This window comes from Streptococcus chenjunshii, assembly GCF_003086355.1.
GTDB lineage: Bacteria > Bacillota > Bacilli > Lactobacillales > Streptococcaceae > Streptococcus > Streptococcus chenjunshii.
Genome location: NZ_CP031733.1, coordinates 777,254 through 794,500 on the forward strand (window position 1 = coordinate 777,254; position 17,247 = coordinate 794,500).

Consider the following 17,247-nt stretch of genomic DNA (forward strand, 5'->3'; position numbering starts at 1 on the left):
GACTTCCTATTTTATGCAGAAGGTCAGACTGTGAATTATTTTTAGTAAATCGACCTCTCTTAAGCTTCCTTTAAGCATCTGACGTTATACTAAACTTATCTCCTAAAACTTTCACAGTCAGCAGGTCAGACTGTGTGCACTGCTGTTTTGCTCAAACAGTGGCTGCATCTTTTTCATAAATCTCCTAAAAACTGAAGCTGAGATATTTTTGTCTCAGCTTCAGTTTGCTTTTTTAAGAAATAAAATCAGAACAGCAGTGTGATTTTTCTGATAAGTTTAAAAAGAGTACTCTAAACTGAAATGTTCGAAAGTCTGCTCCAAATCCTGACTGACATCATCCTTGTTTTGCAGCAGTCGGTCAATAAACTCCGGTTCTTCCGCCGCCAAGACATAAACCTTGATACTAATATTCATACCCTGTTTAAAAATCAGGATATTAAGATTTTCCTTTTCATCGGCTAAGTGCTTAGCAAAAATATGATGTACACGTTCGATGACATAATGATCCTGTGTTGTTGAATGGGCAAATTCTTTAAAGGAGACAATCAAAGTCTGAACAGGTTCTTTAATAGAAATGGCGACCAAAACCGCAGTGACAAAAAAATCTCCAGTGTAATGAAGAAAACCTAAAGAACCTTCAATAGGCACAAAATATAAAAGCAAAAAAGCCAAGCCTACTCCGGCAGAAATCAGGCCGTCTGCAAAATTGCCCTTTGCTTCAGCTGTTAAAATGGTGCTGATATTGCTGATTTTTTTATTTTGTCTGCGGTTGTATGCAGCCAAAGAAAAACTGATAAGAACCATAAGAGAAGTGTAGGGCACTACTGGGCCCGAATTCATGGGAAGGCCGACATGATCAACAAAATAAGCATAGGCATTAGCAGCGGATTCCAAAAAAGCAATAACCAGCAGCATCAGCGTTGCTACAGACTTGATAAAAGCATAGAGAGGCTCCAAAAAATACATGCCATTCGGGAAAGAAGCGGTCCGCTTTTTACTGTTTTTGGAAATATAAAAGGCCATTACTGAGGAGATAAAAGTAATCACTGAAAAAACAGCATCCAGCAGGAGAGCGTTCAAATCCGTAATCACATAGACAGCCACCCCGGCTGCGCCCATGAAACCGTTGCCGAAAGTTGACACCATCAAAGACTTTTTTTCAATAGCTTTTTGATTCATGGCACCCTCCTTTACTGACTAAGTATCACTTATATTATACCATAAAATGTAAGCGTTATCAATTCTTATAAAACAGCATCATTCTGCATTTTAACCCCATCTTTTTAGAAACAAACTGGCTGTTATAAAAACAGTCTCAGATAGCGAATGTCAAAAAAATAATAAGGACATGTGGTTGATATGATAAATAAAAAGTAAAATCAGGAAGTGTGATGCTGTCATTTCCTTATAAATGCTGTCATTGCAGACTTGACAATATATATAATAGTTTTAAGAAAAAATTAAGGAATGGAGATTAAAGAATGAAAAAAGTAGGAAAAGGGTGCTTTGGCTGTTTTGGTATTATTGGTATTATTGTTGTTGCTGGTGTATGTGGGTTGCTGTTTTTCTTTGGAGAATCAGATAATAGTAATGATAGTGCTTCTTCAGCATCATCTGCAGTTTCTAATAATGCCATCTCTTCCTCAAAAAGTACAGATGCTTCAACAGAGACGGTAAATAGTGGTTTTGCACCGACCGATACAGCAGACACAACAATTGAAAGCATTGTGACCTATAATGATTATTTAAAAATGTATGAAACAATTGTCAATGAATACATCACAAATTATGAAACGGTAGTATCACAATATGGCTTAGGTGATGCAGCTTCTTATCAATCCATGAGAGACTCAGTAACTTCAAGTATTGAGCAGCAAAAAGCAGAGTATGGGCCCATGGGAAACGCAAAGATTATTGGTAAAGCTGACTTAGTTGAATTTCTAAAAGAATACCGCGATGAACTAAAATCTTATACTGACCAAATGGCGATTGCTTTACAGTAAACATAAAAGGGGGATGCGATGAGTTGGGAATTTATTTTAATGATGTTTTTCTTTATCTTTATTATTGGTCTAGTGACAGTAGCCTCTGTATTTTCTAATATTGCTAATATCGCTAAATGGCTCGGTTTGGGGGCTATAGCAGGCAATGTTTTAAATAATAAAATCAACGCAAATGCAGCTGTTAAATCTGGAAGACAGTTTCGGAAGCGAAAAATGAAGATTAAAAATCCTATAGCTGAAAAGGTAGCTGATTTTATTTCACCGCCAACAGGTGAAGAAGCAGAACCCTTAGTACAAAAAGATTACCAAGAATTTCAGGAATTTATAGAATGGAAGAAATCTAAGAATAAGCAAGAATAATCATTGCTGCGGCCTCTCTGTGAGGTCTTTTTGCATTCATAAGATTTTCCTCAGAAAATAAACCAGCGTCTCTATATTAGCTGTCCCTTCATTTTTTATGACTTCCGAAAAAGATGATCAAAAGCTGTACTTTTTCAAACAAATGACCTATTATGATTGATTTTTACAAAAAGGGCGGCTTAAAAAAAGTCCTCAGAAAGTGATATTTTTCTAAGGACTTTTTTTAATCAATACCTTATTCCTATTATTTGACAAACATGGCGTCACCAAAGCTGAAGAAACGGTAATTTTCTTCAATAGCATGCTGGTAAGCCTCTAGGACAAATTCCTGTCCGGCGAAGGCTGAGACTAGCATAATGAGGGTGGACTTGGGCAGGTGAAAATTGGTTGAGAAAGCATCCACTATTTGAAAGTGATAGCCTGGTTTGATAAAAATATCTGTCCAGCCGGAGTCAGCCTGAATCTGTCCTTGAAATTTCCGGCCGATTGTTTCCAATGTACGGATAGAGGTGGTTCCGACAGCAACAATACGTCCGCCCTCAGTCTTAACGTCCCGCAGAGTCTGAGCGGCAGTTTCGGAAAGCGTGTAAAATTCAGAATGCATTTTATGTTCTTTAATGTCGTCGGCTGCAACCGGACGGAAGGTTCCCAGTCCTACATGAAGGGTCAGATAAACCAGTTTGACACCCTTATCCTTAATTTTCTGCAGCAGTTCAGGTGTAAAATGCAGCCCGGCTGTCGGAGCGGCGGCGGAGCCGTTTTCTTTAGCGTAAACGGTCTGATAGCGATCTCGGTCTGCCAATTTTTCATGAATATAGGGCGGCAACGGCATCTCCCCAAGACTTTCCAAAACTTCTAAAAAAATTCCTTTATAGCTGAATTCTACAAGACGTCCGCCTTCCGGCAGCTCTTTGACCACTATAGCTGTGAGACGTCCATCTCCAAAACTAATCTGACTGCCTGTTTTCAGACGTTTAGCCGGTTTAGCTAAGACTTCCCATTGATCGCCCTGAATATTTTTAAGCAGCAGCAGCTCTACATGGCCGTGTGTTTCCTTTTTCTCTCCGTGAAGACGGGCCGGCAGAACTCTTGTATCATTCATGACAAGAGCATCTCCCGGATTCAGTTCATCTATAATATGGTCAAAATGACTGTCAAGCATCTTGTGTGTGTTGCGGTCAATAACCAGAAGTTTGGAAGAATCCCGCTTTTCTAAGGGAGTCTGCGCAATCAATTCTTCCGGCAGGTTAAAGTCAAAGCTGTCTGTTTTCATTTTTTCTCCTGTTTCTCTTAATATCAGCCTTTCTATTATACCATGAAGAAAAGCGATTGTGGGAAAAGCTGATTGACTGCTGACATTTATAAGTTTATTTGTAATGATTCTAAATAAGTGTTATAATAAAGTTAGTAAATAAGAGAGGGTGGTCTCATGTTTGTCAAGAATTATGCGAAATCAATTGTTTATGGCGGCATGGACGGTATTATCACAACATTTGCAGTTGTGGCCGGATCTGTAGGCGGGAACTTAGGCTTGGCCGCTATTATTGTCTTGGGCTTCTCTAATCTTTTTGCAGATGGCTTTTCGATGGCCGTAGGGGATTATCTCAGTTCGACCACTGAAAAAAACACCAGCAGCAAACATGCCCTTAAAAACGCTTTGGCTACTTTCTTATCTTTTAATCTGTTCGGACTTATCCCTCTGCTATCCTACTTGCTGCTCAACCAATGGCCGGTTCTGCAGGATAGAACATTTGCTTTGGCCTGTCTTTTAGTATCAGTAGCTCTGGTTCTGCTTGGTTTGGTTAAAGCTGTCATTACTGAAGAAAGCCGGATGAAAGAGATTCTTCGTACGCTATCTGTTGGTTTAGCTGCTGCTCTCTTTGCCTACTATGTCGGCCAGTTTTTGGGCAGACTGGTATAATATTTTTCTTTAAGGATAAGAGGTTTTTTTCTTGACAAATATTGGTCTATACCATATACTAAAGACAGCACTTGGTATAGACCAATAGGAGGACAGATTATGAAAGTGATCAGAGTAAAGAATCAAGAAGAAGGCGCCCAGATGGCTTTCACCCTTTTAAAAGAAAAGATAGCAGCCGGCGCTAAAACGTTAGGCTTAGCGACTGGCAGCACACCGCTGGCTTTCTATCAAAAAATAGCTGACAGCGATCTTGATTTTTCAGAGATGAGAAGCATCAATCTGGATGAATACCTCGGATTAGCAGCAGACAATCCTCAGTCTTACCATTATTTTATGGAAAAAAATGTGTTTATCCATAAACCTTTCAAGGAAAGTTTTCTGCCCGATGGCAGAGCAGAAGACATTGATGCAGAAATCAGTCGTTACAACCGCCTTCTTGAACAGTATCCTATCGATTTTCAAATCTTAGGTCTGGGTCAGAACGGTCATATCGGCTTTAATGAGCCCGGAACATCCTTTGATTCGCAGACGCATTTGGTTGATTTAACACAAGAAACCATTCAGGCCAATGCCCGTTTTTTTGCTGACCAGTCGGAAGTTCCGCACCAGGCTCTCTCCATGGGTATTGCTTCTATTATGTCTGCCAAAACACTTGTACTGATGGCCTACGGTCAGCAAAAGGCAGAGGCGGCTGCGAAGATGATTAACGGCCCAGTAACCGAAGAGCTTCCAGCCAGCATTTTACAAAGGCATGCAGATGCCTTTGTGATTTTGGATGAGGTGGCAGCTTCCTTATTGTAAATTAGCTGGAAACAGAGAGTGGGATAAAAATTGGTAAATTGTCATAGCATGATACTTTCGATTTTGCCATCCCGCCTCCGCACAGTTGATTAGAGAGGCCGCTATCACTTGTGCAACATGGGATAAGAACTTCCAATCAGCTGCTGCGCCAAGCTCATCTGTTTAAAAAAGTAAAATGAGGCAGGACTTTTTGTCCCAGCCTCATTCTTTTTTGGAGTAAAGAAAAGAGAGTTATTCTGCATTCTCTAAAATAAAGAACAATAGTTTTTCGAATAATAAGGTGGAGGATGTTTATGTTCGTAGCGCTTGATGATGAAGGCAAATTGATAAATCTGCTAACCAGCCTTCCTAAAAAGGAAGGGCAAAAATTCTTCTGTCCGGCCTGTAAATCTGCTCTGTGTCTGCGTTCAGGCCGGATTGTCCGGCCTTATTTCGCTCATATCAGCCGTAAAGCCTGTCATTTTTATAATGAAAATGAATCAGCAGAGCATTTGCGTTTAAAGGCAGGACTTTATCAGAGCCTTTCTCGAACAGATAAGGTTACTGTAGAGCAGTTTTTGCCAGAATGCGGTCAGATTGCCGATATTATGATTAATAACCGGCTGGCTTTAGAAGTACAGTGCAGCCCTTTGCCTTCTAAACGCCTGAACAGGCGGACACAGGCTTATTCTGATGCAGGCTATAAAGTTCTGTGGCTGTTAGGCAGGCGTTTATGGCTGAAACAGTCCATTACTGGGCTGCAAAAGCATTTTCTTTACTTTTCGCAAAATATGGGTTTTCATTGCTGGGAGCTGAATCAGGAAAAACAAGAACTCCGGTTGAAGTATTTGATTTATGAGGATTTACACGGGAAGCTCCATTATTTGACAAAGACTTGTGCATTTACTGATGACCTATTAGAATTTCTGCGGCTGCCGTTCAAAGCTCAGCCGCTCATTTCTTATAAGGTAAAAATGGACAGCCGGCTTTTGCTTTATATTCAGAAACAGCTTTATTACGGCCATCCAAAGTGGCGAAAATGGCAGGAAAAAGAATATAAACAAGGATCTAATTTACTGACAAAAAAACTGGATGATTTTTACCCTCAAGTCCGTCCTTTTGCTGACAGCCAAAATTTTTGCCAGATTCAGCAGGCACTGTCAGATTTTCAGCAGGCTTTTTTTGCCTATTACCGCAGGCGGGGGGCTGACAGAGAGCAGAGACTTTTTCCTCCGGTCTATTATCAAAAATTCAGTGAATATGAGTAAACCAGAGGGCTGTTAACAGCAGCAAATACCGAAATGACTGTTAAGGTGTCGCCGACAGCTGACTGTCCTTGCTTTTAATACAAGAGTTTAAAAGCTATCTCAAAGAGACTTCAGAAGAGCTTCTGGATGGTCTTCTGTTCTGTGTGAAAGACTTGATTTAGAGGTGCGACTGCAGAAGCGTGCATCATTTTCATCATTTCTGCGGTAATAATTTAGGGAAGCTGACAGGCCGGTCAGGAATATCATAAAAGCCTCAGTGAAGCAGTTTCTGAGGTTTTTTAAGTGTTTTAATTTTCTGCTGTAAAATGCGGTGAAGCGCTGTCCATCATTTTCAATACCATTGCACTGTTTTAGAAGTTTGAAACAGTTTTTTAGTTTGACGACCATTTTGATAAAACCAAGTCAACTGTTTTATGGTAAAATAAAGCAGTAACATTTTGAGATACAAATAATGGTTTCCCATTTTTTAAATAAAGCAGACATGCAAAAACTGAGAAATCTGTTTATTTTGTTGGAATTGAACACGCCCTAAACGCTGTGGGAAAAAGATAGACTTTCCTTGAGTCTTTAATGACTCAGCGGTCAGTCTCCTATTTTCCTTTTGCGTTTTTAACGGGCTTTGTATCTTGTTGGAACTGAACACGCCCTAAGAGCTGCGGGAGTGCACAGGCTGCCCGAACTTGAAAATGGGAGAGTGAGTGAACCTGTCATTTGAGGTTCTGTCACAAGGCTTAGCCAGCCGTAGATGACTGAAGGCTTTGTCGTCTTGTCAGCCGACCGCACCCTTCTTGTCATCCTGGCAGGGGTGCGTCTGCGAAATCAAAGATTTCGGACTTACCGCCTATTTTCTCTTTGCGCTCTTAACGGTCTTATATCTTGGTAGGGAGTTTTTTATGTCAGATAATCGCAGCCAGATGGCTAAAGAGTATCAGTGGGATTTGACAACTGTTTTTGCGACAGATGAAGCATGGGAAGCTGAGGCAGAGAATTTGTCTGCTGAAATTGCAACAGCAGGCAGGTACGCCGGACATCTGCTAGATTCGGGGGACAAGCTGCTGGAAATTACTGAGATGCAGCTGGCTCTGTCCCGTCGTCTGGAAAAAGTCTATGTCTATGCTTCAATGAGGAATGATCAGGATACGACGGTGGCTAAATATCAGGAATTTCAGTCTAAGGCGACAGCGCTTTATGCTCAGTTCAGTGAGGCTTTCGCTTTTTATGAGCCGGAGCTGCTGTCTCTGTCACAGGAAGATTTTGCTGTTTTTCTGGCTGAAACACCGGCTTTATCTGCCTACAGTCATTTTTTTGATAAACTTTTTAAACAGCAGTCACATGTTTTGTCACAGGCTGAAGAAGAGCTGCTGGCAGGTGCTCAGGAAATTTTAGGGGCAGCTGGTGAAACTTTTGAAGTCCTTGATAATGCCGATATTGTCCTGCCAGTTGTAACAAATGAGGCCGGACAAGAGATTCAGCTGACTCACGGCAACTTTATCAGCCTGATGGAAGCAAAAGACAGAAAGATCCGTAAGCAGGCTTACGAAGCGATGTACAGTGTTTATGAGCAGTATCAGCACACCTATGCCAAAACACTGCAGACAACAGTCAAAGGGCATAATTATCAGGCACGAGTCCGTAAATACAGCAGTGCACGTGAAGCGGCTCTGTCAGCTAATTTTATTCCCGAGAAGGTTTATGATACCTTGATTAAGGCTGTTAATAAGCACTTGCCGCTGCTTCACCGTTATATTAAACTGCGTGAAAGAGTTCTTGAACTTGATGACTTAAAAATGTACGATCTCTATGCCCCCTTATCGCAGACAGAGCTTCCTTTTACCTATCAAGAAGCACGCGGCAAAGCAGAAAAAGTGCTTTCTATTCTGGGGTCGGAATATTCTGAGCGTGTTCACCGCGCCTTTAATGATGGTTGGATTGATGTTTATGAAAATAAGGGCAAGCGTTCAGGAGCTTACTCTGGCGGTTCTTATGATACAAACGCTTTTATGCTGCTCAACTGGCAGGACACACTGGATAACTTATTTACACTTGTACACGAGACTGGCCACAGTATGCATTCGACATTTACCAGAGAAAATCAGCCTTATGTATACGGTGACTACAGTATTTTTCTGGCCGAAATCGCTTCTACCACCAATGAAAATATCCTGACCGAAACGCTCTTGCAGGAAGTGACTGATGACAGTCAGCGCTTTGCTATTCTTAACCATTACTTAGATGCTTTTAAAGGCACTGTTTTCCGCCAGGCTCAGTTTGCGGAATTTGAGCAGTTAATTCATGAGGCTGACCAAAACGGTGAAGTACTGACCAGTGATTTTCTCAGCAATCTTTACGCTGATCTGAATGAAAAATACTATGGCCTAGCCAAAGAGGACAATCATCTGATACGGTACGAATGGGCCCGGATTCCGCATTTTTACTACAATTACTATGTTTATCAGTATGCGACAGGTTTTGCCGCTGCCGGTTATTTGGCAGACAAAATAATGTACGGGCAGCCGGAAGATAAAGACCGCTATCTTGCCTACCTAAAAGCCGGAAACTCTGATTATGCGCTTAAGGTTATTCAAAAAGCCGGTCTTGACATGACTAATGAAGCTTATCTTGATACTGCTTTTGGTGTTTTTGCAGACCGTCTGGATGAATTGGAAAAATTGATTCAAAAAGCTGATTCTTAGTCGTTTTTTGTTATAATGAAGTATGGCTAAATTATATAGTGAGAAGGCCAATCGCAATATGCGGCGGCCTATTGTTAAAGAAGAGATTGTCAATTATCTGCGGACACAGCAAAAGCCGAACACAGGCTATCTGGCTGATTTAGAGGATTTTGCTCACAAAGAGAATATTCCGATTATTCAGCCGGAAGTATCGGCTTATTTCCGCTTTCTCCTGCAGACCCTAAAACCGAAAAAAATCCTTGAAATAGGAACAGCCATCGGCTACTCTGCTTTATTGATGGCAGCAAATGCTCCGGATGCGCAGATTGTCAGTATTGAACGCAATGCAGCGATGCTGGCCCTTGCGCAGAAAAACATAGCAGCTTATGATGATAGGGAGCAGATTACCCTTATAGAGGGGGAAGCCGGAACGGCTTTGCCGGCTTTAGAGGAAATGTTCGATTTTGTTTTTATGGATTCAGCTAAATCCAAATATATCGAGCTTTTGCCGGCAGTTCTTAAACGGCTTGAAGTAGGAGGCGTTATTGTTATTGACGATATTTTTCAGGGAGGTGATACTGTTAAGCCGATAGAAGAAATTGCCAGAGGGCAGCGTGCCATTTATCGCGGTCTGCAGCGCCTGTTAGCTGCGGTTCTCCGGCATCCGGATCTGACGGTCAGTCTGCTTCCTCTCAGCGACGGTCTTTTGCTCATCCGAAAGAACAGTGAGGATATCCGCCTCCCTTTGATTAAGTAAAATTTAAGAAAGTATGTTATAATGGTTTGGTTAGTGACTGATACTGGGCTGGTGCGACCATTAGTTAATAATGAAGTGCTTGCTTATTGAGAAAATTCATTTTAAAAAGCTATTAGTCCAAATATAAAAAGGAGTTTACTATTCATGAAAAGACGCGGAAAAATTATTACCGGCCTAGTGACGCTGTTTTCAGCTGTTACACTTGCCGCTTGTTCTTCAACAAATAAAGATACGGATCTGATTACAATGAAAGGTGATACTATCACTGTTTCGGATTTTTACAATGAAATCAAAAATACAAGTTCTGCCAAGCAGTCTATGCTGTCACTTGTTTTGACCAGAGTTTTTGAAGATCAGTACGGCGACAAAGTTTCAGATGATAAAGTAACAGAAAGTTACAATAAAACAGCATCAAGCTACGGTTCTTCTTTCTCCAGCGCTCTTGCGGCTGCAGGTTTGACGGAAGAATCCTATAAGCAGCAAATCCGTACGACTATGCTGGTTGAGTATGCGGTGGAACAGGCCGCTAAAAAAGAGCTGACAGATGAAAATTACAAGTCAGCTTATGAAAACTATCATCCGGAAACAACGGCTCAGGTTATCAAATTAGATGACGAAGAAGCTGCTAATTCAACGCTTTCGGAAGTTAAGGCAGATGGAGCAGATTTTGCGGCTATCGCTAAAGAAAAAACAACAGAAGCTGACAGCAAATACGAATATACATTTGATTCTGCAGATACTACTTTACCGACAGATGTTATGAATGCAGCGTTTGAACTGGACGAAGGTGGCATATCAGAAGTTATCTCTGTTGTAGATCCTTCAACTTACTCAACAAACTACTATATTGTAAAAACGACCAAGAAAACTGAGAAGGATTCTGACTGGAAAACGTATAAAAAATCACTGAAGAAAATCATTATGGCGCAGTATGAAAATGATACAAACTTCCAGAATCAAGTGATTGCAGCTGCTCTTGAAAAGGCTAATGTTAAGATTAAGGACGATGCTTTTGCGGATATCTTATCAGAATATGCAAGCAGTTCTTCAAGCAGTTCAGCGGATTCAACTACTGCAGCAGATTCAACAACAGCGGCTGATACGACAACAGAAGCTGAATCGGAATAGGCCAGTTGACTGCGGCAGTAAAAATCAGTATAATAAAACTAATTGAGAATGGATGGATACTGCAGTTTACTACAGAGAGGTAGTGGGGGTGAGAACTATCGTAGGCTGATCTATCTTGCTGCTCAATAGAAACAACTAAAAAAACAAAGAGAATGACAAGCTCATTGAATGAAGGTGGTACCGCGGTTTTCGCCCTTCGTGCTTTGGGCTTGTTTTTTTAGAGAAAGCAGGCTGACATTTTGATATCGGATAAAAGCTCCGAGCCCTTGACAGTGCCGTGGGAAATCAAAAGCGGACAAGACTTAGAAAAGTAGCGGCAGTGCAGTCACAGCAATTCTAAGCAGCACTGCCGGAACAGTTTCGGAAGCGTTTTTTCTGCAGCAGTTTTTGCCAGCCGATTTAACGGCCGGTTCCGGTTTTGGCTGCTGTCTGTGTAAGATTGACCTGCTGCCTGCAAACTCTGATTAAAGGTAAAAGGAAGGTAAGATATGAAAGAAATGACAAGCGCTCAAGTGCGCCAGATGTGGCTGGATTTTTGGCAGACAAAAGCTCATGCTATTGAGCCTTCAGCTAATTTGATTCCAGTAAACGATCCAACATTATTATGGATAAATTCGGGAGTTGCTACCTTAAAAAAATATTTTGACGGCTCCGTCATTCCGGAAAATCCCCGCATTGCCAATGCCCAGAAAGCAATTCGTACCAATGATATTGAAAATGTCGGGAAAACAGCACGGCATCATACCATGTTTGAAATGCTGGGAAATTTTTCAATCGGTGATTACTTCCGCGAACAAGCTATTAAGTGGGCTTTTGAACTGCTGACAAGTCCTCAGTGGTTTGACCTGCCTAAAGATAAACTTTATATGACCTATTATCCGGATGATAAGGAATCCTACAATTGCTGGCTGGCTTGCGGAGTTGACCCCAGTCATCTGATTCCGCTAGAAGAAAACTTCTGGGAAATCGGCGCAGGTCCTTCCGGTCCCGATACGGAAATCTTTTTTGACAGAGGAGCAGACTTTGATCCGGACAATATGGGCATCCGTCTGCTGGAAGAAGATATTGAAAATGACCGTTATATTGAAATTTGGAATATTGTTTTGTCTCAGTATAATGCAGACCCAGATCTGCCGCGTTCAGAATATCAGGAGCTTCCCAATAAAAATATCGATACCGGCATGGGGCTGGAACGCATGGTAGCGATTCTCCAGGGCGCAAAGACAAATTTTGAAACAGACCTCTTTCTGCCTTTGATTCGGGAAGTGGAAAACATTTCAGGTAAAAGTTATGATCCTAATGGTGATAATATGAGCTTCAAGGTGATTGCCGATCATATCCGTTCTCTGACTTTTGCTGTTTGTGATGGCGCTCTGCCGGGTAATGAAGGCCGTGGCTATGTTTTGCGCCGCCTGCTGCGCCGGGCGGTTATGCACGGGCGCCGTTTGGGGATCAAAGAGCCCTTTCTTTACCGTCTGGTTCCGATTGTCGGCCGAATTATGACATCCTATTATCCGGAAATTCTTGAAAAACATGCGTTTATTGAAAAGATTGTCAAACGTGAGGAAGAAACATTTGCACGCACTATTGATGCTGGAACTGTTCATTTAGAGCAGGTACTGTCTCAGTTAAAAAATGCTGGGGAGAACAGGCTTGACGGTCAGGCTATTTTTAAACTTTATGATACTTACGGTTTCCCAGTTGAATTAACAGAAGAGCTGGCGGAAGACCAAGGCTTTACAATTGACCATAAAGGTTTTCAGGCAGCAATGAAAGAACAGCAGGAGCGTGCTCGGGCAGGCGCTGTCAAGGGCGGTTCAATGGGCATGCAGAACGAAACCTTAGCAGGTATTGTGGAACCTTCTGTCTTTGATTATGATAAAGAGCAGTTAAGTGCCAGTCTGTCTGTGCTTCTTGTTGGAAATGAACGGGCAGCGTCTACAGGAGAGGTACAGGCTGTTCTTGTGTTTGACAGGACACCTTTTTATGCTGAAATGGGCGGTCAGGTTGCTGACAGAGGTGTCATTAAAAACGAGCAGGGAGAAATACTGGCACGGGTGACAGATGTTCAAAGAGCGCCTAACGGTCAGCCTTTGCATACTGCTGACGTTTTTTCTGAGCTTTCGGTCGGCCAAACTTACAGGCTGGAAATTGACCATGAGCGCCGCTACCGCGTAATGACCAATCATACAGCAACACACTTGCTGCATGCTGCCCTACATAATGTTTTGGGCGATCATGCGAGACAGGCTGGTTCGCTTAATGAAATGGAATTTCTCCGCTTTGATTTCACGCATTTTGAAGCGGTGACAGCAGAACAGCTCCGACAGATAGAAGAAGAAGTTAATCAGCAGATTTGGCAGGCCCTTGAGGTGAAGACGATTGAAACAGACCTTGACACGGCTAAGTCAATGGGAGCATTAGCGCTTTTTGGTGAAAAGTACGGTAAAAAAGTGCGTGTTGTCACGATTGGCGACTATTCTGTTGAACTCTGCGGCGGCACTCATCTTAAAAATACTGCAGAAATTGGGATTTTCAAAATTATTAAGGAAGAAGGAATCGGTTCAGGAACCCGTCGTATTCTGGCAGTGACCGGCAGGGAAGCTTTTTCGGCCTACCGTGAAACTGAAGATACCCTTAAAAACATTGCCGCAGCGGTTAAATCTCCTCAGCTGAAAGACGTGACAAACAGAGTAGTTAGTCTGCAGGAACAGCTCCGTCAGCTGCAAAAAGAGAATGCTGAGCTGAAAGAAAAAGCCGCTGCTGAACAGGCTGCTGCTGTTTTCGCAGATGTCAAGGAGACAAACGGTATCTCCTATATCGCTGCTCAAGTTCAGGCAGCTGATGCCGCTGCTTTGCGGTCCTTTGCTGATAATTGGAAGCAGCAGGATTACTCGGATGTTCTTGTTTTAGCAGCGACTATCGGAGAAAAAGTCAGTGTTCTCGCAGCCAGCAAGACTCAGGCTGTTCATGCCGGCAATCTGATTAAACAGCTGGCCCCTATTGTAGCAGGCCGAGGCGGCGGCAAACCGGCTATGGCTATGGCAGGCGGCAGCGATCCTTCAGCAATCTCTGCTTTGCTGGCAGCCGTAGCTGAAAAACTGTAATGTCTTTTAATTTTAGCAATACCTACGCGGCTGTTATTTTTCGGAACAGCCGCAGCCGGTTTTCTTAAGCGGTAAAAATTGGCGGTATCTCCCATAGTGCTTTATGTACATTTAAAATATCTAAAAACAGTTGCTGACTGATAGTTTTTAGGGGTTTCTTGTAAAGCAGAATGTTTAAGCTTTTTACAGAAGGTATCTTAGATATTTTTACAGCTTGCTTGGATCGTGAGGTAGAAAATGCGGATAGCTTTAGTACAGATGGATATTTTTTATAAAGATACAAAAAGTAACTTTGCGGCTGTTTCAGAGCTGCTGGAACAGGCAGCAGCAGATAAAGCAGATGTTATAGTGCTGCCGGAAATGTGGAATACAGGCTATGCTCTGGCAGATTTAGATCGTATGGCAGATAAAGAAGGCGAACAAACAATAGAGCTTTTAGGAAGTTTTGCTAAAAATTATGCCGTTAATATTGTTGCAGGGTCAGTGGCAGTTGAGAAAAACACGGGTTTTTATAACATGTCCTATGTTTTCAACCGCCGAGGTGAGGTGATCAGCCGTTATGCCAAAGCGCATTTATTTGCTCCTATGGCCGAAGATATTTATTTGCAGCCAGGAAATCAGGAGAGTTCTTTTAGTATTGACGGGATAAGAGCTTCCGTCGCTGTTTGCTATGACTTGCGCTTTCCTGAATGGATACGTACGATGATGGCCAAAGGCAGCCAAATCTTGTTTGTTGCCGCCCAATGGCCGCAGGAGCGCATTCAGCAGTGGGAGATATTGCTGAGAGCGCGTGCAGTTGAAAACCAGGCCTTTGTAGTAGGAGTTAACCGTGTCGGACAAGATCCTGACTATCATTTTGCTGGGCGCTCCCTGATTATTGATCCACTCGGTCAGACTGTCTTGCAGGCACCGGACAGCAGTTCGGGCGTGTATAGCGCTGCGGTTGATTTTTCCCAAAGCGACCTAGTTCGCAGCCAAATTCCCGTTTTTGCTGACAGACGCCCGGAGCTTTATCATTAAACTAAGCTTCAGACTGTTTTTGAATCAAGCTGGTTTTTATGGCTAAAATATGATAAACTGATAAAAAATATATGATTATGAGGATTTATAATGAAAATATTTTTAAACAGCTTAAAGGTGCTCGGTCTTATTTTTCTGTCCTTAATCTGCAATATGGCGCCAATATTTTTACTAAGCAGGCAGGATAGCTTTTCACAGCCCGTGCAGTGGCTGCTGGGGCTGCTTTACATCGTTTTTATTGCCTGTGTACTTTACGCTTTATGGACATTTCACAAGAAACATGAAAGTGATGCGATAAAACAGCAGACAATAAGGGGAGCAGACCTAGGGATTGCCTTGCTGTTTTGGCTGGGGATGCGGATTATAGCTGTTGTCGGCACAGTTGCCAACCAATTGTATTCCGGACAGGAGACCACTGCTAATGATGCTGCTCTGCAAAGCCTGACCTCTTTTTTCGCAGACGGCTTCTTCCTCTATACTTTTTTATATGTTTTTCTGATTGGTATTATCGCGCCGATTATTGAAGAATTAGCTTACCGGGCTTTTCCTGAACACCTTCTGTTTAAGGGGCGAAGCAGGCTGCTTGCTGGTTTTGTGACCACCATTGTTTTTGCTTTGCCGCACTCGACCAATATTATTGAATTTTTTACTTACGCCGGTATCGGAGCACTTTTATACTTAGCCTATCAGCGCCGGGGAAATATAAGAGACTCTATTTTGGTTCATATTTTAAATAACCTTCCTTCAGCCATCTTTTTGTTCTTCATGCGCTTTTAAGCCTGCGACAAAAGGCAGAAGCAGACCAAAAGCCGAAACCGTTTTCCAAGACCACTGAAAAGGTCATCTCAATGAAAATATCAGCAAACAAACTGATAGAAAATCAATAAAAAAATTAAAAAACGAACGATATAAACTTAGTCCCGTTTGACTAGTATAAAACGTTCGTTTTTTTTATCGGTTTGATTTTTCTTTCGCAGACTTTTTCAGTGATCTCCTTTGTCTCAGCCGCTTTTTTAGATACAAGAGATTTCGTTTTTGGAGGATGTTACTGCAAATTCTGAGATTCCGGGTGTGAGCAGCTTTGTATACAGGGCTTGCTAATTGTAGAAAAAATTTCTTTTGAAAAGCTTTGGATTTTCCTTGACTTATGTATAATTATACGTTAAAATGAATAATATCTTAAAAAGGAGATAGAGCATGAAGGTATCAATCGTTGGTGTTACAGGATATAGCGGACTAGAACTGGTTCGGCTGCTGAATAATCATAAAAATGCAGAAATCGTTTCTGTCCATGCCAGTAAAGACATCGGCAGCGCTCTTTCTGAGATTTACCCTTATTTAAAGGGGATTTGTGATTTAGAAATTTCTGCTTTTGACAGCCAGCAAATTATGCAAAAAGCTGATCTTGTTTTTTTGGCAGCACCGAGCGGAGTGGCTAAAAATTTAGCCGAGGACTTTGTTGAAGCAGGGTTCCCCGTTATTGATCTTTCAGGTGACCACCGTCTGCCAGCTTCTCTTTATGAAAAATGGTACCAAAAAACAGCTCCTGCAAAAGAAACTTTAGCTCAGTTTACCTACGCTTTAAGCGAATATACTGATGTTAAAGGCAAAAAGTTTATTGCGAATCCAGGCTGCTATGCGACTGCGGTGGAATTAGCCCTTATTCCGTTATTAAAAGCAAAAGCCATTGATTTGGATTCAGTCATTGTAGATGCTAAAAGCGGACTGACCGGAGCAGGGAAAGCTCTCTCGGCTTCCAGCCATTTTGTTAATGTTCATGATAATTATGTGACTTATAAACTCAATCGGCATCAGCATATCCCGGAAATTGTACAGGAACTGCAATTATTTGACAGCGGACTGAAACATATTCAGTTCTCAACATCTCTGCTGCCGGTAAACCGGGGAATTATGGCGACCTGCTATGTGAGGCTAAGGCAGCCTTTATCACAAGATGCCATTAGAGACCTTTATCAAAGCTGCTATGCAGATAAGTTTTTTGTCCGTATTCAAAAAGAACTGCCGGAACTTCATAGTGTGATTGGTTCTAATTTTACAGATATCGGTTTTGCTTATAACCCGCTGACCAATGTTCTGACGGTGGTATCTGTCATTGATAATCTGTTAAAAGGGGCTGCCGGTCAGGCTGTTCAAAACTTTAATCTCATGTTCGGTTTTGACGAAACAGCCGGTCTGCTCACTGTGCCGAGCTATTTATAGAAAGAAAAGGA

The 17,247-nt window shown here is 42.0% G+C and carries 14 protein-coding genes; 12 read left to right on the forward strand and 2 right to left on the reverse strand.

Going from position 1 to position 17,247, the window contains the following annotated elements; genetic code table 11:
* Nucleotides 1-276: 276 nt before the first annotated feature.
* Nucleotides 277-1,179, reverse strand: coding sequence for a cation transporter (locus DDV21_RS03915; RefSeq protein ID WP_116878481.1), 903 nt, complete (start codon nucleotides 1,177-1,179; stop codon nucleotides 277-279).
* 302 nt (nucleotides 1,180-1,481) lie between these two features.
* On the opposite strand from DDV21_RS03915, the gene DDV21_RS11880 reads away from it, so the two are divergent.
* Together DDV21_RS11880 and DDV21_RS03925 are read left to right on the forward strand one after the other, a co-directional pair.
* Nucleotides 1,482-2,003, forward strand: coding sequence for a hypothetical protein (locus DDV21_RS11880; RefSeq protein WP_241964699.1), 522 nt, complete (start codon nucleotides 1,482-1,484; stop codon nucleotides 2,001-2,003).
* 18 nt (nucleotides 2,004-2,021) lie between these two features.
* Nucleotides 2,022-2,363, forward strand: coding sequence for a ribonuclease (locus DDV21_RS03925; protein ID WP_116878480.1), 342 nt, complete (start codon nucleotides 2,022-2,024; stop codon nucleotides 2,361-2,363).
* A gap of 244 nt (nucleotides 2,364-2,607) precedes the next feature.
* Here the strand turns inward: DDV21_RS03925 and queA are convergent, their stop codons facing one another.
* Nucleotides 2,608-3,636, reverse strand: coding sequence for a tRNA preQ1(34) S-adenosylmethionine ribosyltransferase-isomerase QueA (gene queA, locus DDV21_RS03930; protein ID WP_116878479.1), 1,029 nt, complete (start codon nucleotides 3,634-3,636; stop codon nucleotides 2,608-2,610).
* Between the two features lie 156 nt (nucleotides 3,637-3,792).
* On the opposite strand from queA, the gene DDV21_RS03935 reads away from it, so the two are divergent.
* The 10 genes from DDV21_RS03935 (at nucleotide 3,793) to argC (ending at nucleotide 17,236) form a co-directional block, all read left to right on the forward strand.
* Nucleotides 3,793-4,284 (forward strand): VIT1/CCC1 transporter family protein, encoded by a 492-nt coding sequence (locus DDV21_RS03935; RefSeq protein ID WP_116878478.1) that lies wholly within the window; start codon nucleotides 3,793-3,795, stop codon nucleotides 4,282-4,284.
* A gap of 99 nt (nucleotides 4,285-4,383) precedes the next feature.
* The gene (gene nagB, locus DDV21_RS03940; RefSeq protein ID WP_116878477.1) at nucleotides 4,384-5,085 is read left to right on the forward strand and encodes a glucosamine-6-phosphate deaminase; all 702 of its coding nucleotides are present in this window, start codon (nucleotides 4,384-4,386) and stop codon (nucleotides 5,083-5,085) included.
* A gap of 293 nt (nucleotides 5,086-5,378) precedes the next feature.
* Nucleotides 5,379-6,332, forward strand: coding sequence for a competence protein CoiA (locus DDV21_RS03945; protein ID WP_116878476.1), 954 nt, complete (start codon nucleotides 5,379-5,381; stop codon nucleotides 6,330-6,332).
* Nucleotides 6,333-7,225: 893 nt separating this feature from the next.
* Complete coding sequence (gene pepF / locus DDV21_RS03955; RefSeq protein ID WP_116878474.1) at nucleotides 7,226-9,025, forward strand: oligoendopeptidase F; 1,800 nt, start codon at nucleotides 7,226-7,228, stop codon at nucleotides 9,023-9,025.
* A 22-nt stretch (nucleotides 9,026-9,047) separates the two neighbouring features.
* Entirely contained in the window at nucleotides 9,048-9,761 is a 714-nt protein-coding gene (locus tag DDV21_RS03960; protein ID WP_116878473.1) for an O-methyltransferase, read from the forward strand.
* Between the two features lie 144 nt (nucleotides 9,762-9,905).
* Entirely contained in the window at nucleotides 9,906-10,889 is a 984-nt protein-coding gene (gene prsA, locus DDV21_RS03965; protein ID WP_116878472.1) for a peptidylprolyl isomerase PrsA, read from the forward strand.
* A gap of 488 nt (nucleotides 10,890-11,377) precedes the next feature.
* Complete coding sequence (gene alaS / locus DDV21_RS03970; RefSeq protein ID WP_116878471.1) at nucleotides 11,378-13,996, forward strand: alanine--tRNA ligase; 2,619 nt, start codon at nucleotides 11,378-11,380, stop codon at nucleotides 13,994-13,996.
* 237 nt (nucleotides 13,997-14,233) lie between these two features.
* Entirely contained in the window at nucleotides 14,234-15,016 is a 783-nt protein-coding gene (locus DDV21_RS03975; RefSeq protein ID WP_116878470.1) for a carbon-nitrogen family hydrolase, read from the forward strand.
* A 90-nt stretch (nucleotides 15,017-15,106) separates the two neighbouring features.
* Complete coding sequence (locus DDV21_RS03980; protein ID WP_116878469.1) at nucleotides 15,107-15,793, forward strand: CPBP family intramembrane glutamic endopeptidase; 687 nt, start codon at nucleotides 15,107-15,109, stop codon at nucleotides 15,791-15,793.
* 420 nt (nucleotides 15,794-16,213) lie between these two features.
* Nucleotides 16,214-17,236 carry an N-acetyl-gamma-glutamyl-phosphate reductase gene (gene argC / locus DDV21_RS03985; RefSeq protein WP_116878468.1) on the forward strand — a complete coding sequence of 341 codons (1,023 nt, stop codon included), beginning with the start codon at nucleotides 16,214-16,216 and terminating at the stop codon, nucleotides 17,234-17,236.
* Nucleotides 17,237-17,247: the final 11 nt, after the last annotated feature.